Origin of the sequence: Photobacterium carnosum, assembly GCF_002849605.1 — a bacterium.
Classification (GTDB): Bacteria; Pseudomonadota; Gammaproteobacteria; order Enterobacterales; family Vibrionaceae; genus Photobacterium; species Photobacterium carnosum.
In genome coordinates, this window is record NZ_NPIB01000030.1 from 1 (window position 1) to 25,286 (window position 25,286).

Genomic DNA, 25,286 nt, shown 5'->3' on the forward strand with positions numbered 1-25,286 from the left:
GTGTGGCTGATCATCCTCTCAGACCAGCTAGGGATCGTCGCCTTGGTGAGCCATTACCCCACCAACTAGCTAATCCCACCTGGGCTAATCCTGACGCGAGAGGCCCGAAGGTCCCCCTCTTTGCTCCGAAGAGATTATGCGGTATTAGCTATCGTTTCCAATAGTTATCCCCCACATCAGGGTATATTCCCAGGCATTACTCACCCGTCCGCCGCTCGTCAGCAAAGAAAGCAAGCTTTCTTTCTGTTACCGCTCGACTTGCATGTGTTAGGCCTGCCGCCAGCGTTCAATCTGAGCCATGATCAAACTCTTCAATTAAAGTTTTGTTGTTTCTTTCGAAACGGCTCAATAAATACTGACTTTAATACCAACTCTTTATAAATAAAGAGTGTAATTTTAAAGCTTTTTATCATTTAAAAAATGATAATTAAATAACTGTGCCAAAACAATCTTCTCTATAAATAGATTGGGTCATTTTGTATTGGTCACTCAGTTTATTGATAAATCTTTCGACTTAACTATTCAGTGAGTGCCCACACAGATTGCATGGTCAAATTGTTAAAGAACGTTAGCACAATACATCGTATTGGCTGAGGCTGCGTATACTACTCCGCGCCAGTTTAAAGTCAACAAGTTTTTTAAATTAGATTTAACAAACCCTTTATTGACCTGCCCTGTGTTAAAAATAGATTATATTTTTAACCACTCGAATAACATTCGAATCAAGACTGCGATTTTCATAGCTTAATGTAAGACAATAATCGTCAATTACCGCAATGATTTTTTACAAACCGCTTATCGACAAGTTACACACAGGTTGTAAGTAACTTACTAACCGTAGGTATTCCGTGTCGTTGGGCTGCATTATAGAAGGAACAGAAAGGATAACAATTGTTTATTTGCTTTTTTGATGTAAATGCTAGTAATACCAACCAAAAGCCATAAAAGACTCAATATTCATACAACAACATCTTTAATTGATAGTCGTAATTTAAAAATACTGCTGACTATTTGATCAATCAATGACTTTTGGTTAATTTCAAATGATTATGAGACAACAAAACAAGGATTCAATAAGGGTTCACGATCATAACGAAGAGGGAAACCATCCAGATCATTCACTGTAGCACCCGCACTTTCAGCGATACATTGACCAGCGGCGGTATCCCACATCATGGTTGGTCCTAAACGCGGGTAATATTGAGCACGTCCTTCCGCCACTAAGCAAAACTTTAATGATGATCCCACCGCTATCCATTTATGTTCACCTAATTGTTGAAGATAAGCCTCTAACCCAACCGATGGATGTGAGCGGCTACCTACCACCGTCGGTATAGTAGAAGGTAGAAGTCGGATCACTTCTTTACCTGCTTTAGTCACAAGCCAAGCTGTTTTTCCATCACCCAGCCATGCTTTATTTAATGCGGGAGCATAGACAACCGCTAAAATAGGTTTTCCATTTTCAATCAGCGCAATATTAACAGTGAACTCGCCATTCTTATTGATAAATTCTTTGGTGCCATCCAATGGGTCCACCAGCCAAAAGGATTGCCAATATTGACGCTGTTGCCAATCAGTCTGTGGCGACTCTTCAGATAAGATAGGAATATCGGGGGTCAGTTGTTGTAGCTGATTAATGATAATTTCATTTGCTGCAAGATCAGCAATGGTAACGGGACTATTATCGGCTTTATTTTCAACAGTAATATTACTGTAATAATGCGTCATTATTGATTTACCCGCATCCAATGCGATGGTGTATATAGCATCAAGTAATGTTGTCACTTACGGTACTCCTGTTACCGGTTATCAAGCAATAATACGTCGACTTCGTAAAGCGTTAATACATTGCTCAACTAACTCATTAATATTATAACTATCCGCTGCGAGACGAATTTCAGGTTGTAAGGGGGGTTGGTACTCAGCATCAATACCTGTAAATTGCTTTATTTCACCGGCTCGTGCCTTTTTATACAGTCCTTTAGGATCTCGCTTTTCACATTCAGCCAAAGGGGTATCAACAAACACTTCAATAAACTCACCTTGTGGCAGTAAATCTCGAACTAATTGTCTTTCTTCACGATGAGGTGAAATAAAGGCACTCAGTACGATTAATCCTGAATCGGCCATTAACGTGGCAACCTCACCAATACGGCGAATATTTTCACGTCGATCTTGATCTGAAAACCCAAGATCTTTACACAACCCATGGCGAACATTATCACCATCTAATAAATAAGTATGATAACCCAATGCCAAGAGTTTATGTTCAAGAGCGCCAGCAACTGTCGACTTACCAGCACCACTCAATCCAGTAAACCATAACACGCAAGGCTGCTGTTGTTTTTGCTGACCTCGTTGCTCTTTAGTCACACTATAACTATGCCAGACAATATTATTGTCTGTATGGGACTTCGTTGTCGTATTCATAACATATTCCATTGTTAATTTAGTTAAAGGGAAAAACGACTGGGATCAATATCAACACTACGGTGGAATACACAATCGAGAGCGGTAATCCAAGTTTAATATAATCTCTAATTTTATAATTACCGACGCTGTAAACGAGTAGATTGGTTTGATAACCATACGGTGAAATGAAACTCGCACTCGCGCCAAATAACACCGCCATAATAAAAGGCATAGGATCGACACCATAACCCAACGCCAAACTATAACTAATGGGAAATACCAGTGCGGCGGCGGCATTATTGGTGATCAGTTCAGTAAGAATTAATGTGAGTAGATAAATGGCAATTAAACCACCATACACTCCCCAGCCATTAAATGCGGTAATAAGTGCTTGGCCCATTTGTTGTGATAAACCACTGATTATCATTAATTGTGCCAGCGTTAATGCTGATCCAACAATAACTACAATATCAATCGGAAATCGACGTCGAAGCTCACCAAAGGAAATAATCCCCAATCCCACCAGCAGTACCAAATAAACGGCTAACCCTTTAATCAATGGCAGCCAATCAGCTAAAGCCAATACAATCACACTTAAAAAACCAACTAATACTGTTGTGCTGCGGTAACGGTCTAAACGTGCGCTTGAATCAAGACCATTAACCAATACAAATTCACGCTCAAGCTTGGTTTGCTTTTGGTTAAACAGTTTCCCCGGCACAATAACTAATGTATCACCCGCGCGTAATTCAATATTACCCAAGCCACCAGCTAACCGTTCATGACCGCGACGAATGGCGACCACGACCGCATCAAAGTTTTCACGAAATTGAGTGCTCTTTAAGGTACTACCACAAATAGCAGCAGAATGACTGACCACAACCTCCATCATTGATTGACCATTAAGATGATGCTGACCAAATAAGTGCAGTCCTTCTATTTCTTGTAAGGTGGTGACACTTTCAATATCACCACAAAACAATAATCGGTCACCTGCTTGTAATTTAGTATTAGGACAAACAGGAGCTACCGTCTTACCGTCACGAATAAGCTCAGCCAAAAACAAACGCCGTAATGCGCGCAGTCCATTTTCAACTACCGTTTTACCAATTAATGATGAATCGCTTTTTACGCGTGCTTCTAAAAAATAAGGTAACTGTTCTTCACTGTCGTCATCGTTGTCCGGTAAAAAATAACTCAGCGGAATTAAAATCATTAACCCGATGACTAATACCGCTAAGCCAATCATGGTCGGGGCAAAAAAACCAAGACTCGGCAAGCCGACATCTTCAACAAAGCTATTAATAATAAGGTTAGTCGATGTACCAATTAAGGTCAGTGTGCCCCCTAAAATAGCGGTATACGATAAAGGCAATAATAATTTAGAGGGGGCATGGCGTTGATTACGTTTTATCGCCCCAATTAACGATACAACTACCGCAGTATTATTGGTAAAGGATGATAACAACGCGGTTGATAGTCCTAGCTTCGCCACAACGGTACTATGGCCACCTTGTGAAATTTGCCGCCCAACCCAACTGATTAAGCGAGTTTTTTCAAGAGCAATGGAGACCAAAATTAATAACACTAAAGTTAATAATGATGAGTTAGTAAAATTTGCGGCAATGGCAGGCAATTCAATTAAGTTTGCTTGAAAACCAATAAACGCACTACCAGCAAATAAATACGCGGCTTTAATCTTCGTAGTGAGCAAGCAGAGAATAATCACTACTAGCATTGCCAGCACAGTAGCTTGTTCCCAGCTCATTCACATTACTCCAGTAATTGACCGATATCTTTTGCATCCCAATGAGGGAAATGCTTACGAACCAGCGCATTAAATTCAACTTCAAACACTGAATAACGACTGTTTTTATCTATTGCTAAGGGTTCACGAATTAAGCCTGCACCAACGGTCACATTGGTTAATCGATCAATAATGATAAAGCCGCCAGTATCTTTACAGGTTTGATAGCTATCAACAGCAATCGCATCGTGTAAGTTGAACTCACATAAACCAATGCCATTAAGGGGTAACGTCTCGGTTACAAAGGTATCAAGACTATTAATATCAACTTGATGACGTATCGCACTCACACTGCCTAGCGTTTTTTTACCTGCCACTTTAATATCATACTGACGTCCAGCCGTTAATGCGGTTTCCCCCATCCACACGATATCTGCCAATACATTGTTACTTAGCGGCACTTCATCTTCTGCTGCGATCAACGTATCACCACGACTAATGTCAATTTCATCGGCTAAGGTAACGGTAATGGCTTGGCCTTTAGTTGCAAATACTAAATCACCATCAAAAGTTACGATTCGCTCTACGGTTGATGTTTTTCCTGACGGTAATGCAGTCACTCGCTGTCCAACTCGTAATTCGCCTGCCGCTAATGTGCCAGCAAAGCCGCGAAAATCAAGATTAGGACGATTCACATATTGAACCGGAAAACGTAAGTCTGCAGAATCATCATCTTTCGACAAATCGACGTATTCTAATAACGTTAATAACGGCTCGCCTTGATACCACGGCATCTTGGCACTTTGATTGACAACGTTATCGCCTTCTAAGGCAGATAATGGCAATAATTGAATATTGATCTTAGGGCTGAGTTTTTTTGAAAACTGGAGGTATTGCTGACTAATATCGTCAAAACGAGCTTGATCAAAATCGACCAAATCCATCTTATTAATTGCCACAATAAATTGGCGAATACCGAGTAAACTAGCGATATAAGAATGACGACGGGTTTGATCTAATACCCCTTTACGGGCATCGATTAAAATAACCGCCACATCACAGGTTGAAGCACCGGTTGCCATATTACGGGTGTACTGCTCATGTCCTGGGGTATCAGCAATAATAAATTTACGCGCTTTGGTCGAGAAATAACGGTAAGCAACATCAATGGTGATCCCTTGTTCACGCTCAGCTTGCAATCCATCAACTAATAATGCCAAATCAGGCTTATCACCCGTGGTACCGACTTTTTGACTGTCAGTATGGATTGCGGCTAGTTGATCTTCATAAATTTGGTGAGAATCATGCAGCAGACGGCCAATTAAGGTACTTTTACCGTCGTCTACGGAGCCACAAGTTAAAAATCGCAACAGAGATTTATTATGATGCTGATCGAGATAAGCTTCGATTCCAAGCTCTGCCACCTGTTGTTCTATGACACTGTTCATTATTCTCTCCTTAGAAATAACCTTGGCGTTTTTTCAATTCCATTGAGCCAGATTGATCGTGATCGATAGCTCGTCCTTGACGTTCACTGGATGTCGCCACCAGCATTTCTTCAATGATCCCCGGTAACGTATCAGCCGTTGATTCCACCGCTCCCGTTAATGGATAACACCCTAAGGTTCTAAAACGGATACTTTTTTGTTGAATCGTTTCACCCGGCAATAATTCGAGTCGCTCATCATCAACCATGATTAACATTCCATCTCGCTCAACAACGGGGCGTACTTGGGATAAATACAGTGGCACAATTTCAATTTGCTCTAAGAATATATATTGCCAAATATCGAGCTCAGTCCAATTGGATAACGGGAACACACGAATGCTTTCGCCTTTATTAATTTGACCGTTATAGGTTTTCCATAATTCAGGGCGTTGGTTTTTTGGATCCCAACTGTGGTTTTTATCGCGGAATGAATACACTCGCTCTTTCGCACGTGACTTTTCTTCATCACGCCGAGCACCACCAAACGCAGCATCAAAACCGTATTTATCGAGTGCTTGTTTTAGGCCTTGGGTTTTCATGATATCGGTATGCTTTGATGAACCATGCGTAAAAGGTCCAACCCCCATCGCTACCCCTTCTGGATTTTGATGTACCAACAAATCAAAACCGTATTTTTTAGCGGCACGGTCTCGAAATTCAATCATTTCTCGAAATTTCCAAGTAGTATCAACGTGCAATAATGGAAATGGGATTTTGCCAGGATAAAAAGCCTTACGAGCTAAATGCAACATCACCGACGAATCTTTACCGATGGAATACATCATTACTGGATTATCAAATTCAGCCGCGACTTCACGCAAAATATGAATACTTTCAGCTTCAAGCTGTTTGAGGTGGGTTAAACGTTTCGGGTTCATCACTCTCTCCATGTTATGCCAGTTTCACTGCCGCTTCAGGTTGCGGCTGTAACTGTTCCTTTGTTGTGAACCAAGCTAATTTATGTGATAACTTTACGACTTCACCGACAACAATTAATGATGGTGATGCAGCATGTTGTGCTAAATCAGCGAGTTCATGTAATTGTCCGGTTAATACTTTCTGAGTGGCTTGTGTGCCACGTTCGATAATGGCGATTGGAGTGTCAGGGGCGCGGCCATGATCTAATAATTGCTGTTGAATATGACTGGATTTCATTAGCCCCATATAGATAACTAATGTTTGATTACCACGCGCCAACGTTGACCAATCAAGTTGTTTACCATCCGGCTTTAAGTGCCCAGTAATAAACATCGCTGTTTGAGCATAATCACGGTGGGTTAATGGAATGCCTGCATAAGCGGTGGCACCGGCTGCGGCCGTAATACCGGGAACAACTTGAAAATCAATCCCAGCTTCTGCTAGCACTTCTAATTCTTCAGCACCACGACCAAACACAAACGGATCCCCCCCTTTAAGCCTTACAACGCGTTTACCTTGTTGGGCATATTCAACAATCAATCGGTTGGTTTGTTCTTGTGGCACACTATGAAAGCCCGCTTTTTTACCGACACAAACAAGTTCTGCATCACGACGTACCAACGCCATGACTTCATCGGAAACAAGGTAGTCATACAACACCACATCCGCTTGCTGCATTAATTGTAAACCGCGTAAAGTTAGTAACCCCGCATCACCAGGACCTGCGCCAATTAACGCAACTTGCCCGACAAGTGGCGTGTGCTGTTGTAACTGTTGTTCTAATGCTTGTTGGGCTTCACTATGACGACCGACGGCAACCAAATCTGCAAAGCGACCATTAAATGCTTGCTCCCAAAAGGCGCGACGACTAGAAAAGGTAGAAAGCTGGGTGGCAAGATAATCACGAAAACCGCCCGCAATAGTCGCCATTTTGCCTAAATGCTGTGGCAATGTTGCTTCTAGTTTTTGACGCAATAAACGCGCTAAAACGGGCGCTTTACCCGATGATGAAATAGCAACAATGATCGGTGAGCGATCAACAATAGAAGGCACAATAAAACTACAACGTTGAGTATCATCAACCACATTGACCAATACTTGGCGTTGATTGGCTGATTGGTAAACCAGAGCATTCAGCGCTTTATGTGGTGTTGCGGCAATGGCTAGAAAAATCCCATCAAGATTCGCGGGCGAAAAGGTATCACCAACAAAACGGATCTGATTAGCAGCAATCGCCGCGGTAAAATCAGCATTCAGCTTAGTTGCAATCACACCAACATCAGCACCCGCTTTTAATAACATCCGTGTTTTGCGCCATGCGCTATTACCACCACCGACAACCAAACAGGGTCGACGCTTTAAATCCGTAAATATTGGTAAATAATCCATTGTTAACTCTCCTTGGTGCTCTGTAACCACTATAGAGAGCCCGTGATATAACTTGAAATTCTAAAGTTTCATTTTTTATATCAAAAAGTTTGGTTACTAATTAAACAATCCTAATTTAATGACCGAATAGAATGATCAACCGCAAATAAATACAAACCAAACATAAATAGCTAATAGTGAGCAAAATGGAGGATATTCAAATATCACTTCGAACCTAAGTTATGCCTTTTCTTTCTTAATTGAATCAGCACCATTTCGTTTTGAATCAAATATTGCGATTCTTTCACCGCTTAATAATGGTTATGCATATAAAAAATGAGAGTTAAAGCACAATTATGTGACGGGTTCAGATAGTAACCGCATAAGATTTGTTATTTTAGGCACGCTTTCCTTACCTACCCTTTGGAGAAACACATGACACTATCTGTTAAGCCTTTATCAATCGCTGTTTTAAGTGGTTTGCTATTACTGGCTAGCCCCGCAAATGCAGAAACGATTAAATTACGTATTCTTGAAACAACAGATATTCATACAAATGTAATGGATTACGATTACTACAAAGATAAGCCGACAGATAAAACGGGGTTAGTCCGTACTGCGACCTTGGTTGAAAAAGCACGCGCTGAAGTTATTAATAGTGTATTAGTCGATAACGGTGATTTGTTGCAAGGTAGCCCTATGGGTGACTACATGGCTGCAAGAGGCATTAAAAAAGGCGAAGTGCACCCTGTCTATAAAGTGATGAACCAACTCGGTTATGCGGTAGGTAATATTGGTAACCACGAATTTAACTATGGTATTGATTTCCTAAACACCAGTATTGAAGGGGCAAACTTCCCTTATATCAATGCCAATGTTTATGATTTAAAAACGGGCAAAAACTTATTTACCCCTTACCTTATTCAGGACTACACCTTTAAAGACAACGACGGCAATAACCAAAAACTGAAAATTGGTTACATTGGCTTTGTACCACCACAAATTATGGTGTGGGATAAAAACAACCTTGAAGGTAAAGTAGAAGCAAAAGACATTAAGCAAACCGCTGAGAAATTCATTCCTCAAATGAAGGCAGAAGGTGCTGATATAATTATTGCCATTCCGCACTCTGGCGTTTCAGCTGACCCTTATAAAGTGGGCGCAGAAAACTCGGTTTACTTCTTAACTCAAGTTGAAGGGATTGATGCGATTGCATTTGGTCACTCACATGCGGTATTCCCAAGTAAAGATTTTGCAAGTCTACCCGGTGTTGATATCAACAAAGGCACCATCAATGGTATTCCGGCGGTAATGCCCGGTCGTTGGGGTGATCACGTGGGTATTATGGATTTGGTATTAGACAAAGAAGGTAATAGCTGGAAAGTGACCTCAGCCCAAACTGAAGCGCGTCCTATCTTTGATAAAGCCAACCAAAAATCATTAATCAAGGCCGATCCAAAATTAGTCGCAGCAGTAAAAATTGATCATAACGCTACCCGTGACTTTGTTAACCAGCCGATTGGTAAAGCCAGTGATGTGATGTACAGCTATTTAGCCTTGGTTCAAGACGACCCAACAGTACAAATTGTTAACTTGGCACAAAAAGATTACGTTGAACGCTTTATTCAAGGCGACCCCGATCTTGATGGTTTGCCTGTATTGTCAGCAGCTGCCCCATTTAAAGCGGGCGGTCGTGGTAATGACGCAGGTAACTACACCGAAGTAGAAGCAGGCCAACTAACATTCCGTAACGCGGCTGACTTATACTTGTACCCAAATACCCTTGTCGCGATGAAGGTAAAAGGTAAAGATGTTCAAGAATGGCTAGAATGTTCCGCGGCACAGTTTAATCAAATTGATGTTAACAGTGAGAAGCCACAAGGACTTATTAACTGGGATGGTTTCCGTACTTACAATTTTGATGTCATTGATGGCGTGAAATACAACATTGATATTTCACAACCAGCAAAATACGACGGTGAATGTAAACTGATTAACCCAACCGCGAATCGTATTAAAGATTTAAGCTTTAATGGAAAGCCGATTGATTTAGAGCAGACGTTCTTAATCGCGACCAATAATTACCGCGCATACAGTGGTAAGTTTGCAGGTACAGGTGAAGCATTCGTTGCCTTTGCCTCACCGGATGAAAACCGCACTGTATTATCAGATTACATCAGTCGCGTGAGCAAACAGAAAGGTCAAGTTGTTCCAAGTGCAGATAATAACTGGCACTTCACACCACTAAAAAGTGATAAGAAGTTAAATATTCAATTTGAAACCGCGAACAGTGATAAAGCAGCGAAATTTATTAAAGATAAAGGCCAATACCCAATGCAACAAGTCAACACCACGCCGGGTGGGTTTGCTATTTATCAATTAGATCTTCAAACGCGTAAATAATTCCCCTCAATAAAATATCTATATACCGCAGCCTTGGTTGCGGTATTTTTTTGATACACTGCCACTATCATTCTTTTTATTCATTAACTCGCTTATGCCTTTCAATAACCATTCTGAATTAGCGGCTTTCTTAGCTCAGCTAGGTGCAGATACCGCCACCATCAACGATGTCATTGCCGTTGCTGAACCACTGGATCTTCCGACTCGTCATATTTTATTACACCAAGGGCAAATCCCAACCCATTGCTACTTTTTATTAAACGGTTTGTGCCATGCGTGTTATTTAACCGAACAAGGTAAACAATTCAGTAAAGAGTTCTATTGGGATCAAGATGTTATTATTGGCTTTGAAAGCTTAATTAATGACGCGCCCTCAGCCTATTTATTAGAAACATTATCCGCCAGCCAATTAATCATGTTACCCATTACCCTGTTTCAGCAATGGCGTCAGCAGCAGCACCCGTTGTATCAAACCTTATTAGAACGTCAATTACTGTATAAAGAGCACAAAGAACGCTTTATGCTCATGCATACTCCAGAGCAACGATTACAACTGTTTAGTGATCATTTCCCCGAGTTAGTTGGGCGCATAACCGATTACCAATTGGCTTCTTATTTAGGTATTACTTCCATTAGTTTAAGTCGAATCAAAAAACGGCTCGCAAGTGGTGAAATTAATCCCAAAAATTAACCATTGTTAACTTCATTTTTGACGTAAATCGGTACACTAACGACATCATACCGAATTCAGGACGTTAACTATGACAACATGGCAGTGTTTACCCTTTGACGAATTAACAACCCACCAGCTTTATGACCTATTAAAACTACGTTCAGAGATATTTTGTGTAGAACAAAACTGTGTGTATCCCGATCTTGATGATCACGACCGCGCTCAAAATGTGTTCCATCTGTTAGGTTACGTAAACAATGAACTTGTCGCATATTTACGTTTATTAGCCCCTGGCGTCACTTATGATAATGTCAGTATTGGGCGAGTAGTGGTAACACCAAGTCAGCGTAAACATGGTTTAGGTCATCAATTATTACGTCAAGGATTAACCCATGCAGAAACAATTTGGCCACAACAGTTAATTGAAATTGGCGCTCAACAATATTTGGTGGCGTTCTATCAATCACATGGATTTACCCAAACTTCAGACATGTACCTTGAAGATGGCATTCCCCATGTTGATATGCAGTTATTACAAGATCCCACCTAATGCGCTGGTCTGCGGTTTCAATCGGTATTGCTATTTTAATTTGCGGTAATTTATCGTCGTCACTGTCTGATGTGGCAGTAAAATTATTAGACGGTAGCGTATCGGCATTTCAGTACATGTTTATTCGCCAATTATTAAGCGTGATCCTAATTGCACCATTATGGTTACGATTAACCCCCGCTCAGCGTGATATTGGGCGTTGGAAGGTGAATGCAATTCGTGCCCATCTAGTATTAGCAGGTAGCGGCATGCTACTGATTGCTTTAACTTACCTTCCATTAGCCACCGCCAATGCTTTATTTTACGCCGCACCGTTACTCATGCTGCCATTATCGATGCTGGTATTAGGTGAACGACCAAATAAAGAAAAAGTATTAGCAACTGCGGTCGGATTTATTGGCATCGTCATTGTATTACGCCCCGATCAATTTCATTGGGCCGCATTTGCCGCATTAGGCACCGCCTCAACATTGGCGTTATATAATGTTTTAGTACGTAAACTGCCCCCACAACAACCGATTATCAGTACCCTATTTTGGACAGGTATTTTATCGTTACCCATATCAAGCCTATTAGCCTACCAATATTGGCAGCCATTACAGCCCAAACAATGGTTATTGATTGCTGCAAGTGCGTTATTTACATTAGGTTATCAAGGCTGTTGTGTTGCGGCTTACCGTCAAAGTGAGACTTATAAGATTGGACTTGCGGAGTATTCTGGGCTGATTTTTGTCGCGATATTTGGTTATCTCTGGTTTGACGAGATTCCCGATCTGCTCACGGGCTTAGGTATTCTATTGATCATTCTTCCAATGGCACCATGGCCTAAAATCCGTCGCTCACCACAGAGCATGAGCCATAACGAGGATTAAACATTTATCACTTAAAAATAATAAGCCGCCTTAACTGGCGGCTTATTAATTTAACGTATAACCATTGCAAATTTATTGACGATAGAAACGGCCATTCGCATTAACAGTATATGAAGCAGAAACACCATTACCTAAAATTTGTAAGCCATTAATTTTACCACGGCTGTTTTGACGATAACGTAATGTCTGCCCTGCTTGAATACGGCTAATCGGTTTACCCGCGCCTTCAACTTTCGCAATAGCATAAAGATCACCGAGTGGTAATCCTTTATTACGGAAAATATTGGCTAACGTATCCCCAGCTGGCACTTTATAGCTGTACCACTGATCAGCAACACCTGCTGATTGTTTAGCAACAACGGATGTTGTTTGAGACTTAGCGACTCGTGATACAACAACTGGCTTATGGGTTGTTGTATCAATGGTATAAACCTTACCACCATTAATCGGATATATTTTTGATGTCATCGGTTTACGTTCAGGGGCTGGACCACGATCTTCCATACCACCATCAGCTTTCATGCCCGAATCTTCTTTAATATCAGCGCTATCTAATACTACATCGGTACGTTTAAGCGTACTTTGTTTACTATTACCATCTGGGTTATTTTCTACCTGAATATTCGGCCCAGAACTTACCTGATTTGCAACATCGCTATTACCTAGATTTAATTCAATATTACGGCGCATAGGTACACTCCCAGCACCGCCTTCTAGTTCCTTCGCTGATGGCAACATTAACGCACCAATAAAAACGGGCACAACAAAAAGTAACGCCCAACGATGAAAACGAGGAAAACGCTGCCATATCTGATATACACCAGATATACGCTCACTGCACTTTGCTTTTACTGCGCTCATGTTTAGTTTCACAGGCGGTTGTTGGTTAGCGTTTTTTTTATTTGAACGGCGATTTACCTTTCCCATATACAGCACTCCAAAGCTTCATATGTCACGCAATTAGCGAATATTGGTTACAAACATTTACCCGATAGGGGCTAAACTGTTATCCTGCCCACTTTAATTCATTCTACATTAAGAGATGACAATAATGTCTGACGTTAAACTAGATACAATTGAGACTAAAGCAAGCTACGGTATTGGTCTACAAATGGGTCAACAACTAGCACAAAGCGGTCTTGAAGGCCTAAACGTAGCAGCTATTGCTCAAGGTATCGCAACTTCTCTAGCTGGCGAAATGCCAGAAATCGAAGTTGATGAAATCAACAATGCACTACGTGAACTTCACACAGCAGCAGATACTGCACGTCAAGAGCAAGCTAAATTAGCTGCTGCTGATGGCGAAGCATTCCTAGCTGAAAATGCACAACGTGCAGAAGTTACAGTAACTGATTCTGGTCTTCAGTACGAAGTTCTTGTTGAAGGTAATGGCGAAATTCCAACTTCAGACAAGCAAGTACGCGTGCACTACCACGGTATGCTAACAGATGGCACTGTTTTTGACAGCTCTGTATCTCGTGGTCAACCTGCAGAATTCCCTGTAACTGGCGTTATCGCTGGTTGGGTTGAAGCTCTTCAAATGATGCCTGTAGGTTCTAAGTGGAAGCTGTCTATTCCACAAAACCTAGCTTACGGTGAGCGCGGCGCAGGTGCTGCAATCCCTCCGTATGCGGCACTAGTATTTGAAGTAGAGCTATTAGATATCCTATAAGATATCGAGCTTGAACAAATAAACGGCGCTCATAGCGCCGTTTTTTATACCTATAGGTTATACAAATAATAAAAAATCATTGCAACCAGACAAATCTTCACTAGGATTGACGTACCCAAGTCAATTTCTGATTTAAAAGACTTCGGTATTTATCTTTACTAAGGAGTCTCCCAATGAAAAAACGTCGTATCGTAACGACTCTCGCAGCAGTTGCATTGTTGTCATCAAGCACCATGAGTTACGCCTTTAGCCTGTCTGATATTTTCGGTGGAAAAAGTGCAGATCAAGTGGTTAGCCAAGTCGCACAAAACCCGCTAACAAAAACACTTATTTCTGAACTAGGTGTTAAACCAGAACAAGCCGCAGGCGGTGCAGGTGCGCTATTAGGTTTAGCAGCTAGCCAACTTTCAGGTCCACAAGGCAGTGAACTTTCAAAACTGATCCCTGGAGCCGAAAAATTAACGGACTCATTACCAATGGGATTAGGTCAGCTACTTAGCAACCAAGCTAACATTGATAAAGTGTTCTCATTACTAGGTATGGATCCAGCGATGATTAATAAGTTTATTCCAGTTATTACTCAATTCTTAGGCCAACAAGGTGCAAGTAATGCCCTTTTAGGTGCACTAGATAAAGTATGGACTCCTGCAGCAAAATAATATTTTAGCCGTATGAATAACTTACAAGGTAGCGTCGATACGCTGCCTTGTTTTTATTTATAAGCTCACCATAAAACGAAACTAAATGCCTGAACCTTGTGATTCAGTGTCATTATCTTCATGTAAGCCACATTCACGTTTCAGACCAAAAAAGCGCGTCTCTTGCTCTGTCATTCCCGGCTGCCATTTCACCGTAGTATGGATATCCCCGACAGATAAATAATCGTGTTGCTTTAACGGGTGGTAAGGTAACTGATGTTGCTGTAAGTAAGCGTCAATATCGTCATTGGTCCAATCAATCACAGGTAAGAACTTAAACCGACCATTTTGAATCGCCAATACAGGTAAAGTCGCTCGCGAATCGGATTGCTCGCGACGTAATCCTGAAAACCACGTTCCCACATTAAGCTCATTCAATGCCCGCCGCATCGGCTCTACTTTATTTAATTGATTATATTGTTTAATTCCATCAACACCTTGGAGCCATAATTGACCATAACGTGCTTCTTGCCATGCGGCACTGTGTTGAGCGCGATAAATATATAAATTCAAATTAAGTTGTTTAGTTAAACTATCAATAAACTGATAAGTCTCTGCAAATAAATAGCCCGTATCGGTAAGCACCACCGCAATATCCGTTTTAGCTTCAGTGACTAAATGCAACATCACTGCCGATTGAATCCCAAAACTAGATGCTAATGCAAACTCGCCGTCAAGATTATCAAGCGCCCATAGCACTCGCTGTTGTGCAGTCATGGTTTCCAGCATGGCATTAATTTCAGCCAGCTGAATAATTTGACTCACTTTTGGCAGTTCAAGTAACTCAGCCAGTTGATATTTAGGCATAAAAATCCCTCATTGATATTTTTACTTCATCAATAATGCCGACACGAATAGTGAAATCACCAAAGCCTTCATTCTCTTGACGCTCCGTCGACCAACGACCGACTAAATTATCTATTTCATCCATGATCTGAGCGACGGTAATATTCTCACGGTACATTTTAGGTACTCGAGTACCATTTCGATTACCACCGAGATGCAAGTTATATCGCCCAGGCGCTTTACCGACTAAGCCTATTTCAGCCAACATCGCGCGACCACAACCATTGGGGCAGCCAGTAACACGCAGAATGATATTTTCGTCTTCGTCTAAGCCATGCTTTTCTAAAACACCTTCAACATCAGTCACAAACTCAGGTAGAAAACGTTCTGCTTCTGCCATCGCTAATGGACAAGTCGGTAGTGAAACACATGCCATCGAATTTTTTCGCTGCTCACTGACACTGTCATCCATCAAGCCATGATCACGCGCGATCTTTTCGATCCTAGCTTTGTCTTTTGCTAACACGCCCGCAACAATCAGATTTTGGTTGGCCGTCATTCTAAAATCACCGCCATGGACCTTCGCTATTGCTGCCATACCCGTTTTAAGAGGTTTGCTCGGTGTATCCAATAAGCGACCATTTTCAATGAATAACGCCAAATGGTGCTTACCATCAATGCCCGCAACCCAACCAATACGATCACCGCGATCGGTAAACTCATACGGTCGACTGGCTTCAAAGCTAATCCCGGCTCGTGACTCAACTTCTGCTTTAAATACCGCCACGCCAACCCGATCAATAGTATATTTAGTTTTGGCATTTTTACGGTTAGAACGGTTTCCCCAATCACGTTGAGTAGTAACCACAGCAGTGGCGACATCAAGGGTTTTATCTAAAGGTACAAACCCGAAATCATCCGCTCGACGAGGATAAGTGGCGTGGTCACCATGAGTCATTGCTAAGCCACCGCCAACTAACACATTAAAACCTACCAATTTCCCATTATCTGCAATTGCGATAAAATTCAGGTCATTAGCATGGACATCGACATCATTCTGCGGCGGAATAACCACCGTCGTTTTAAACTTACGCGGTAAATAATTACTGCCTAAAATAGGCTCTTCATCCGTTGTCTCAAGCTTTTCACCGTCTAACCAAATTTCAGCATAAGCACGGGTTTTAGGCAGTAGATGCTCACTGATCTTTTTTGCCCATTCATACGCTTGTTGATGCAACTCAGATTCAACAGGGTTGGTGGTACACAACACGTTACGGTTTACATCCCCCGCCGTTGCGATGGAATCAATACCGATACTATTTAATGTTTGATGCATCAGTTTAATGTCAGGTTTTAACACCCCATGGAACTGAAATGTTTGACGGGTGGTTAAGCGAATACTGCCATAAGAAGTATGCTCATCAGCAAATTTATCAATTGCTAGCCATTGTTTAGGAGTGATCACGCCCCCCGGCATTCTCGCCCGTAACATCACATTTTGGAGCGGTTCTAATTTTTGTTTAGCGCGCTCGCCGCGAATATCACGATCATCTTGCTGATACATGCCATGAAAGCGAATTAATTGAAAGTTATCAGCGCTAAATCCCCCAGTGATACGATCATCAAGATCTTGCTCTATGGTGCCGCGAAGAAAATCACTTTGACGTTTTAGACGTTCATTGTCTGATAATTTTTGCTCTGTCATTAGTACATATCCCTTTGATAGCGTTTATCTTTACGCAGCTCATTGAGATACTGCTCTGCTTGCTCGCGCGTTTTCTTTCCTTGTTGTTCAATAACGGTTAACAAGGCTTGATGAACATCTTTGGCCATGTGGGTTGCATCACCACAGACATAAACATGCGATCCTGCTTGTAACCACTGCCACACTTGTGGTGCTTGTTCTAAAATGCGCTGTTGAACATAGATTTTCTCGGCTTGATCTCGACTAAATGCGACATCTATTTGATCCACCACCCCGTCTTTTAGATATTTCTGCCATTCAACTTGGTAAAGAAAATCTTCAGTAAAGGTTCTATCGCCAAAAAATAGCCAGTTTTTACCTGTTGCTTCTCGATTATCACGCTCTTGCACAAAGGCACGGAAAGGCGCAATTCCCGTACCAGGACCAATCATGATCACTGGCGTATTATCATCAGCAGGTAACTTGAAGTTATGATTGGTTTCAACAAATACTTTCACAGCCGCGCCTTCTTGTAGACGTTGTGATAAGAAACTAGATGCGCCACCTTGACGTTGCTCATCACCTTGGGAAAATTCAACCACACCAACCGTTAAATGCACTTCTTCACCCACTTCCTGTTGGCTGGAAGCAATGGAATATAAGCGGGGCGTTAAACGACGTAATAAACTGATTAATTGGCTGGCAGTTAATACCGTCTTCTTAGCCGTTAAAACATCAATGATTTGGTTATTAGCCGCATACTCACGCAATTTTTCACGATCATCCACCAGCTTTTGCAATTTTTTACTGCCAGAGAGTTTGGCATATTGGGTCACAAACTGTGGATTTGATGCGGTAATTTCATAATGGCTAATCAACGCATCACGAATAGATAAGTTACTGCCATCAACATCCACCGAAGTTGCAGCATCTAAGTCAAGTTTCGCTAATATGGCATCAACCAATTGCGGATCATTTTCAAACCATACCCCCAGCGCATCCCCCGCTTGATAGCTTAATCCTGAACCTTCTAAATCAATTTCAATATGGCGTACATCTTTATCTGAATTGCGACCAGTGATTTTCTGGCTTACTAATAAACTGGCCGTATAAGGATTTTGCTTAGTGTAAGTAGCAGCAGATGTAGCATTTTGCCCCACCGGTAACTGAACGACTTCCGCTTCACCCGTTGATAAGGTTTGTTTGGTTTTGGCTAATGCTTGTGTACGCCACTCTGCGGCGGCCACTTCATAGTCAACATCACAATCAAGGCGATCAAGCATCGGCTTCGCACCCAGTTTTGCTAAGTAGCGATCAAAATCTTTGGCGGTTTGGCAGAAAAATTCATAACTAGAATCGCCTAGCCCAATCACGCCGTAGTGTAAATTCGATAATTGAGGGGCTTTTTTTGACTGTAAAAACTGGTGCAGTTCAATCGCATCATCAGGGGCTTCACCTTCTCCATGTGTGGAAGCAATAATAATGACATGGGTTTCTTTACTGAGATTTTTACCTTTAAAGTCACCCGCAGAAACCAGATTAACCGCAATATCTTGCGCGAGAGCTTGCTGTTGTAACGCTTGAGCTACACCTTTAGCATTACCTGTTTGCGAGGCATAAATAATGGTTAGTTTACCCGCAGGTTTTGCAGCGGCCAGTACATTTGATGCAGGAACAGATGCCGTTGTTGATGATTGAGATTGGCTCAACCCCCAAAAATAGCCACTGATCCAAGCCAGTTGTTGTGGTGAGGATTCTGCTGCGGCTAGCTTAAGCTGATCTATTTGTTGATCATTAAGTGGGCTAGCTAAAGCTGATAGTTGGTTGATTGACATAGCACGACGATCCCTATTCATTGCGTTATGTTAGAGTAGCCATTTAAACTAATAACAAGAAAGAATAGATAAGAATGTTTTATAACCATTTGTAAGGTTAATCGTACAAAAAAACCAAATAGAGATATCACTATTTGGTTTTGGAATGGAGAAATAAAGGCAGGATTTAGTATTCGTCAGCAATTCTAACTTGTTGAAAACCAACTTCAAATGCTTGTTGAGTAGCACTGTCAATATCACCATAGCATTGTTCACTGCCACTAATATCCGTTAATGGTACTAAACCGCCGCGACGATGGCGAAATTCAACGATATAACCACTATTAATTGATGGTTCGATGAGTGCTTCAACAAGATCTTGGTCAGCGTATAGGTGTTTCAATTCAGTTAATGTCATCACTTACTCCTCCCTAATACTGATATTATGCATCACACATATAATCAGTTTGCTTACCTTTAAAAGTGGTACATAAACGGGATTAGCGCCAATAAAAAAACCACGAAATAATCGTGGTTTTATAATTGGATCACAAAATAGGTTTATACGTTAATTAAAAATCAACTTCTACACCAGCAAACCAACCATCTAGGTCAACATCACCAGTGTTTGATTTTTTAAAGTCATAAGCCATCATACGGTAACCCGCACGAAGGTTAAGATCTGCTGCCACTAAACCTAATGTATATTTCACACCAGCTTGGCCATCAAACAAACTTGTACCGTCATATTTACCCGCGTTCGCTTGAGCAAATACAGATAATGGTGTTGCTGGAATACCTAACTCAGCAGCAGCATAAACAGTTGGCTGCCAATCACTAAAACTGTTCTGGTGTTGAATTTGAACACCAGTAAATTTAGTCATTGTTACACCTAAATCTAGTGCAACTAAATCGTTATCAAGAATTTCATAATAAGCAGTAAAATCACTTTGCTCAAAATTCACATTCCCAGTATCAATATTGTTGTAACGTACCATTACGTTTGGCACTAAAGGAATAAAATGCTCAAAAGATGCATAGTAAGATGTTGATGTATCATCACTTTTATGACCATCTACTTTTGCGTTTGTAAACCATGCATCCGCACCCACTTTAACACCTAGTAAGGTATCAGCTTGGGCTGGAAGGGCTGCAGCTAGCGTCATTGCCGCTGCAATTGAAAGCACCACTTTTTTCATTCCGAGTCTCCGCTCTTATCATTTTATGTAATTAATCGCACAAAATTATATCAGAAGCGGTATAAAAACTCTGCAATCAATCGCAGTTAATAGCGACGATGACGCGACATACGTTCTTGATGCTGTTTGTCGGCATTACGCTCTCGAAAGAACCAAATACCTAATGCTATCACGATGATCCACGGCAATAATTTAAAGACTAATCCCAACATACCGACAACTGCCATCACCGCAAATCCCGCAGCAACCGCAATGAAGACACCAATCAAACTAACACCGGTAAATATCAGTACCAATGTAAAAGCAACTAAAAACAGGAACTCAAACATAGATTATCCTTTGTTATTACGGCAACATCCAAATGAAATCACCGTGTTATATTTATTATTACCTACAATATTGCACAATTCACGCCAACTATAAGTTAATTATTTTACTTTATTTTTCATGCATATAAAAAACGCCAACTCAATAAAGAATTGGCGTTTACTATTTAGTGGTCAATCTCACCTAATACTAAGTAAAATTCGCCACTTTAATAACAATTATTGAAGTGTTATTACACATCCAACTCAGCAGGAATTTTAGCTAATGCTTGCTGCACGACTTCAATACCCGCCCCTGGCTTATGAGCATTTTCACTAATATAACGACGCCATTGACGTGCACCAGGCATACTTTGGAATAAACCTAGCATATGACGAGTAATATGGCCTAAGCATGAACCATTGGCTAACTGACGTTCAATGTAAGGATACATCGCTTCAATGACTTCACGACGTTTCATTACTGGACGCTCACTGCCAAATAAACGTTGATCGACTTCTGCCATTAAATATGGACTTTGGTAAGCTTCACGACCCACCATGACACCATCCATATATTTAAGATGCTGTTCCATTTCTTCAAAGGTTTTAATACCACCATTGATAGCCATGGTTAACTGTGGAAAATCTTGCTTTAATTGATATACGCGCGGGTAATCTAAAGGTGGAACTTCACGGTTTTCTTTTGGACTCAAGCCTTTAAGCCATGCTTTACGGGCGTGAATAGTAAAATTATCACAACCGCCTTTTTCTGACACAGTTTGAATAAAGTGGCTTAGAAATTCATAAGAATCTTGCTCATCAATACCGATACGCGTTTTAACTGTTACAGGAATGTCGGCCACTTCACGCATTGCAGCAACACACTGTGCCACCAGCTCAGCCTCACCCATTAAACAAGCACCAAACATGCCGTTTTGAACACGATCAGACGGACAACCTACATTTAAGTTGATCTCATTATAACCACGATCTGCGGCTAGTTTTGCACAACGAGCAAGATCAACCGGATTTGAACCACCAAGTTGTAATGCTAATGGATGCTCTTCTTCGTTATAAGAAAGAAAATCACCTTTACCATGAATAATTGCACCAGTCGTTACCATTTCAGTATACAACAGAGCTTCTTTACTCATTAGACGATGAAAATAACGGCAATGACGATCAGTCCAATCCAGCATGGGGGCAACAGAAAAACGAGCAGAAGGGTACATGTAACAACATTCCTTACATATTAAGTGGTTATGGCAAATACCACTTACGGGTATTGCAATATACTTCATCCGATGTCGATTTTTGTTTTCGATAAGGGACGGATGAGGGACAGTTTAGGAGGCATAAACGGTCCCTAAAATATCTTTTGAGGCGCGGATTCTACCCTAAAATGACTATTGTCACCATGATTAGACGGGGATCACCCTCAACCCATGATCGGTTTAACAATGCTTTAAAATACGGAAGACAATATCAAGTAAGGTATATAAACAAGAAAAGCCATATTCAAATAAATATGGCTTTTTATAATCAGAAAATTATTTATAGCGACTCTTTTATTACACTTCAGGCGGAGTACCTTCCGCGTTAGATACAATCGCATCCATTTGTACTAAAGCATCCATTGCGATGGCTGAAACACCAATGGTTGTTCTTGCTGGAAGATTATCATTAAAGAATGTTGTATAAACATCATTAACAGCATCAAGGTCAGCCATATTTTTTAGTTGAATGTTTACCTTAACAATATCATCCATAACATGATTAACACTTTCAACTATCGCTTTGATATTAGTTAAACATTGTCTTGCTTGTTCATTAACGCCACCGTCAACAATATTACCCGTCATCGAATTTAACGGTAATTGCGCAGAAATATTACTGTAATGCGAAAACGCAACTGTTTGGGTTGATAACGACGTTTGAGGTGCATTATGGGTGTTATTCGCTTTAATGACCAAGCCATGACGATCTTCAACCGCTTGTGGTGGTGTTCCATCGCCATGAGAAACCGTTGCATCAATCTGTACTAATGCGCCCATAGGTAAACCTTCAACAACGATCACTGAGCGGGCTGGCATATAACCGCAAGTGCGAGCAATGGCAGAGTCAGGGAAATAACGGCTATATATTTCATTAATAGCTTCAATATCAGCAAGGTTTTCAAGATAAATATTAATTTTAACGATATCGTCAGCAGGAACGTCGATCGCTTCTAGAATACTCTTAATATTTTTTAAACATTGTCCAGTCTGCTCTTTTACGCCACCAGCAATAATATTCCCGGTTTTAGGATCAAGCGGTAATTGTGCTGAAATGTGGTTGTAATGTGAAAAAGCGACGGTTTGGGTCGATACATCACTATTTGGGGCATTTGCTGTATTTCGAGCAATTTTGACAAGATCACAAGGAGCTTGTGTTCCTGAGCCTTCACCATTTGAAATCACTGCATCCATTTGAACTAATACCGCGTCCATTGGCAACGCAGCGACACTCATGACAGTACGAGTAGGCAAGTAACGAGGGAAAAAAGTAGCGTAAACATCATCAACAATATCAAGATCTTTGATATTTTTAAGATACACATTGATTTTGATAACATCATGCATCGCATGATCAATACTTTCGACAATAGCCTTAATATTCTTTAGGCATTGTTCTGCCTGTTCTTTAACTCCACCTTCAACAATTTTTCCACTGTTAACATCAAGAGGTAATTGCGCTGAAATATTATTGTAATGCGAAAAAGCAACAGTTTGTGTTGCAACCAAATCGCGGGGTGCTGTTACTGTATTTCGTGAGGATTTTATAATACTGCCCATCTCATCTCTCTTTATATATTAAATAAGGACGAGATAATATTGCAGATCATTGGCAAGTAAAAAACCGCTTTCATCACAACTTATTAAATCTTCTAAATAATTGTATTTTATAAAAACAATCTAAATCTTTCATTCTTAGACTACAGAACTAAAATTTATATTTATTTACTAATTCAATATATTGCACCATTTATAACGAGGTTCAATATTTAGCAATTAATATCTAATGCCTATTTTTTCATAACAAAAAAGGCCTTGAACATTGTTCAAGGCCTTTCTCTAAATTCTTGTTAACTAAAAGGTCTATAACTGACCTTGTTGCAAGACTTTACTTAGTCATATTACCGCTTTTGTACATTGTAGAAAATACTGGCGTGTAAAGTGCAACAATTTTAGTAATGATACCTGACATTGATTTTTACCTTAAATAATTAAGCTTGTTATATATAACCATTACCTAATTATTAAATAGTTAAGGCGTCGGTCACGTTTCGTTGGGCGTCATTATAGGTATTTTAAACAACTTGAGAAATGAAAAAAAATGCAACCTTGGCATTAGTTTTTGTAATGCTTTAATAATCGTGTTTTTAAGATACGTAACAACCCAATATTCAGTACGTTCTAGCACAATCACACTGTTTTACAGTAACTATTCTAGCGCTTAAACGTATAGAAATCTGACGTTTAATCTAAATAATATTTATAGAACAGCATTAATTATGCGAATAATACATCCCTACGTCCTTATAGAAAATCTATTGCAATTCAATGTGGTTTACTAAACTTTATAATAAAAATTTATAATCATTAAAACTCAAAGCCTCTTTTTTGCGACATCTGCTTTTTTCTATCACTTTATAACGTGATCATTTACACGGAATCTTTTTCCTTATAACAGTTAATAGCTAAGTGTGAGTATGTTTTTAGACAGCTGTGATAAAATAAAACCTTAATGACGTTTTTCTGAGGCTCTATGACGGTTCAAACTCAACTGCTAGCGAAAGCACAACAGCTCTGTGAGCAACGAGGGGTTAGAATGACCCCGCAGCGATTAAAAGTACTGGCACTGATCATTAATCATCATAGTTCTATTAGTGCTTATGAGTTACTCGATTTACTCAAAATATCAGAACCCCAAGCGAAACCGCCTACGGTTTATCGCGCGTTAGATTTTCTATTAGCACAAGGGTTTGTTCATAAAGTTGAATCAACCAATAGCTATATTGCGTGTTGCGTACTTGGCCATGCGGATCATTGTTCACAACTATTAATTTGTGATGAATGTGGGTTTGTTGAAGAAATCCATGATGATGAACTGGCAAAACTTTTACGCCAAAAATCAGAACAATATGGTTTCATGATCAAGCACCACGTGGTTGAAAGCCATGGCATTTGTCATAAATGTCAGCAAACTAAAAACGCATGATTGTCCAATAGTGCTGTCACCATCAGTGATGGCACCTTCTGATATTTTCTCCCCCCTCCTTGCAGCGCCTTTCTCTTTAAAATAAATTATCGTTAACTCAAACATAAAAGCACAATAAAAAACTACTCATTGTCATAAATTCGATCTAGACTAAATTCGCAATAAGCACCTAGTTACCTATTGATTGTAACTACTACGATTAGTCTATAAGGGAAGACGTAAATGAGTAAACTGACTGGAACCGTAAAGTGGTTCAACGATGATAAAGGCTTTGGTTTTATTTCTGCTGCCGATGGTAAAGACGTTTTTGTTCATTTCAGTGCTATTCAGGCACAAGGACGTAAAACTTTACGTGAAGGCCAAAATGTTGAATTTATCGTCACTGATGGTCAGAAAGGCCCGCAAGCTAGCGACGTTATCACACTATAATTAA

General features: G+C 40.5%; 23 protein-coding genes and 1 rRNA gene. 8 read left to right on the forward strand and 16 right to left on the reverse strand.

Going from position 1 to position 25,286, the window contains the following annotated elements:
* The 7 genes from CIK00_RS18285 to cysG form a co-directional block, all read right to left on the reverse strand.
* Nucleotides 1–318, reverse strand: a 16S ribosomal RNA gene (locus CIK00_RS18285); the annotation flags it as partial.
* A 729-nt stretch (nt 319–1,047) separates the two neighbouring features.
* Nucleotides 1,048–1,785: a 3'(2'),5'-bisphosphate nucleotidase CysQ gene (cysQ, locus tag CIK00_RS18290; RefSeq protein WP_101770059.1), complete on the reverse strand. Its 738-nt coding sequence runs from the start codon at nt 1,783–1,785 to the stop codon at nt 1,048–1,050.
* A gap of 24 nt (nt 1,786–1,809) precedes the next feature.
* Nucleotides 1,810–2,430 (reverse strand): adenylyl-sulfate kinase, encoded by a 621-nt coding sequence (gene cysC, locus CIK00_RS18295; protein WP_101770060.1) that lies wholly within the window; start codon nt 2,428–2,430, stop codon nt 1,810–1,812.
* A gap of 19 nt (nt 2,431–2,449) precedes the next feature.
* Nucleotides 2,450–4,180 carry an SLC13 family permease gene (locus tag CIK00_RS18300; RefSeq protein WP_101770061.1) on the reverse strand — a complete coding sequence of 577 codons (1,731 nt, stop codon included), beginning with the start codon at nt 4,178–4,180 and terminating at the stop codon, nt 2,450–2,452.
* A 5-nt stretch (nt 4,181–4,185) separates the two neighbouring features.
* Nucleotides 4,186–5,607, reverse strand: a complete 1,422-nt coding sequence (gene cysN / locus CIK00_RS18305; RefSeq protein ID WP_101770062.1) for a sulfate adenylyltransferase subunit CysN — start codon at nt 5,605–5,607, stop codon at nt 4,186–4,188.
* Between the two features lie 10 nt (nt 5,608–5,617).
* Entirely contained in the window at nt 5,618–6,526 is a 909-nt protein-coding gene (gene cysD / locus CIK00_RS18310) for a sulfate adenylyltransferase subunit CysD (protein ID WP_101770063.1), read from the reverse strand.
* Nucleotides 6,527–6,539: 13 nt separating this feature from the next.
* The gene (gene cysG / locus CIK00_RS18315; protein ID WP_101770064.1) at nt 6,540–7,955 is read right to left on the reverse strand and encodes a siroheme synthase CysG; all 1,416 of its coding nucleotides are present in this window, start codon (nt 7,953–7,955) and stop codon (nt 6,540–6,542) included.
* 414 nt (nt 7,956–8,369) lie between these two features.
* Between cysG and CIK00_RS18320 the strand changes: the two genes are divergently transcribed.
* The 4 genes from CIK00_RS18320 to CIK00_RS18335 all read left to right on the forward strand — a co-directional run bounded on the left by CIK00_RS18320 (nt 8,370) and on the right by CIK00_RS18335 (nt 12,432).
* The gene (locus CIK00_RS18320) at nt 8,370–10,337 is read left to right on the forward strand and encodes a bifunctional 2',3'-cyclic-nucleotide 2'-phosphodiesterase/3'-nucleotidase (RefSeq protein WP_101770065.1); all 1,968 of its coding nucleotides are present in this window, start codon (nt 8,370–8,372) and stop codon (nt 10,335–10,337) included.
* A gap of 94 nt (nt 10,338–10,431) precedes the next feature.
* Nucleotides 10,432–11,028: a Crp/Fnr family transcriptional regulator gene (locus tag CIK00_RS18325; RefSeq protein ID WP_101770066.1), complete on the forward strand. Its 597-nt coding sequence runs from the start codon at nt 10,432–10,434 to the stop codon at nt 11,026–11,028.
* 70 nt (nt 11,029–11,098) lie between these two features.
* On the forward strand, nt 11,099–11,560 hold the full coding sequence (locus CIK00_RS18330) for a GNAT family N-acetyltransferase (protein WP_101770067.1): 462 nt from the start codon (nt 11,099–11,101) through the stop codon (nt 11,558–11,560).
* The gene (locus CIK00_RS18335; RefSeq protein ID WP_101770068.1) at nt 11,560–12,432 is read left to right on the forward strand and encodes a DMT family transporter; all 873 of its coding nucleotides are present in this window, start codon (nt 11,560–11,562) and stop codon (nt 12,430–12,432) included. The genes CIK00_RS18330 and CIK00_RS18335 overlap by 1 nt, the downstream gene beginning before the upstream one ends.
* Nucleotides 12,433–12,504: 72 nt before the next feature.
* Here the strand turns inward: CIK00_RS18335 and CIK00_RS18340 are convergent, their stop codons facing one another.
* Nucleotides 12,505–13,359 (reverse strand): LysM-like peptidoglycan-binding domain-containing protein, encoded by an 855-nt coding sequence (locus CIK00_RS18340; protein ID WP_101770069.1) that lies wholly within the window; start codon nt 13,357–13,359, stop codon nt 12,505–12,507.
* Between the two features lie 124 nt (nt 13,360–13,483).
* On the opposite strand from CIK00_RS18340, the gene CIK00_RS18345 reads away from it, so the two are divergent.
* Together CIK00_RS18345 and CIK00_RS18350 are read left to right on the forward strand one after the other, a co-directional pair.
* Complete coding sequence (locus CIK00_RS18345) at nt 13,484–14,104, forward strand: FKBP-type peptidyl-prolyl cis-trans isomerase (RefSeq protein ID WP_101770070.1); 621 nt, start codon at nt 13,484–13,486, stop codon at nt 14,102–14,104.
* 173 nt (nt 14,105–14,277) lie between these two features.
* On the forward strand, nt 14,278–14,763 hold the full coding sequence (locus tag CIK00_RS18350; RefSeq protein ID WP_101770071.1) for a DUF2780 domain-containing protein: 486 nt from the start codon (nt 14,278–14,280) through the stop codon (nt 14,761–14,763).
* 81 nt (nt 14,764–14,844) lie between these two features.
* Here CIK00_RS18350 and CIK00_RS18355 read toward each other — a convergent pair whose 3' ends face one another.
* The 8 genes from CIK00_RS18355 to CIK00_RS18390 all read right to left on the reverse strand — a co-directional run bounded on the left by CIK00_RS18355 (nt 14,845) and on the right by CIK00_RS18390 (nt 23,427).
* The gene (locus CIK00_RS18355) at nt 14,845–15,609 is read right to left on the reverse strand and encodes a phosphoadenylyl-sulfate reductase (RefSeq protein WP_101770072.1); all 765 of its coding nucleotides are present in this window, start codon (nt 15,607–15,609) and stop codon (nt 14,845–14,847) included.
* Complete coding sequence (gene cysI / locus CIK00_RS18360) at nt 15,602–17,293, reverse strand: assimilatory sulfite reductase (NADPH) hemoprotein subunit (RefSeq protein ID WP_101770073.1); 1,692 nt, start codon at nt 17,291–17,293, stop codon at nt 15,602–15,604. Before cysI ends, CIK00_RS18355 begins: the two co-directional genes overlap by 8 nt.
* A complete protein-coding gene (locus tag CIK00_RS18365; protein WP_101770074.1) occupies nt 17,293–19,107 on the reverse strand; it encodes an assimilatory sulfite reductase (NADPH) flavoprotein subunit in 1,815 nt (604 codons plus the stop codon). The genes cysI and CIK00_RS18365 overlap by 1 nt, the downstream gene beginning before the upstream one ends.
* Before the next feature lie 166 nt (nt 19,108–19,273).
* Nucleotides 19,274–19,504 (reverse strand): RNA-binding protein, encoded by a 231-nt coding sequence (locus CIK00_RS18370; RefSeq protein ID WP_045038408.1) that lies wholly within the window; start codon nt 19,502–19,504, stop codon nt 19,274–19,276.
* A gap of 154 nt (nt 19,505–19,658) precedes the next feature.
* Complete coding sequence (locus CIK00_RS18375; protein WP_101770075.1) at nt 19,659–20,285, reverse strand: TIGR04219 family outer membrane beta-barrel protein; 627 nt, start codon at nt 20,283–20,285, stop codon at nt 19,659–19,661.
* A gap of 86 nt (nt 20,286–20,371) precedes the next feature.
* Nucleotides 20,372–20,614, reverse strand: a complete 243-nt coding sequence (gene pspG, locus CIK00_RS18380; protein WP_101770076.1) for an envelope stress response protein PspG — start codon at nt 20,612–20,614, stop codon at nt 20,372–20,374.
* 230 nt (nt 20,615–20,844) lie between these two features.
* Nucleotides 20,845–21,825 (reverse strand): tRNA dihydrouridine(20/20a) synthase DusA, encoded by a 981-nt coding sequence (gene dusA / locus CIK00_RS18385; RefSeq protein ID WP_101770077.1) that lies wholly within the window; start codon nt 21,823–21,825, stop codon nt 20,845–20,847.
* A 339-nt stretch (nt 21,826–22,164) separates the two neighbouring features.
* On the reverse strand, nt 22,165–23,427 hold the full coding sequence (locus CIK00_RS18390; protein WP_101770078.1) for a RidA family protein: 1,263 nt from the start codon (nt 23,425–23,427) through the stop codon (nt 22,165–22,167).
* 973 nt (nt 23,428–24,400) lie between these two features.
* On the opposite strand from CIK00_RS18390, the gene zur reads away from it, so the two are divergent.
* Both zur and CIK00_RS18400 read left to right on the forward strand, forming a co-directional pair.
* Nucleotides 24,401–24,853 (forward strand): zinc uptake transcriptional repressor Zur, encoded by a 453-nt coding sequence (gene zur, locus CIK00_RS18395; RefSeq protein ID WP_101770079.1) that lies wholly within the window; start codon nt 24,401–24,403, stop codon nt 24,851–24,853.
* 222 nt (nt 24,854–25,075) lie between these two features.
* A complete protein-coding gene (locus CIK00_RS18400; protein WP_045038403.1) occupies nt 25,076–25,282 on the forward strand; it encodes a cold-shock protein in 207 nt (68 codons plus the stop codon).
* The last annotated feature ends 4 nt before the right edge of the window (nt 25,283–25,286 follow it).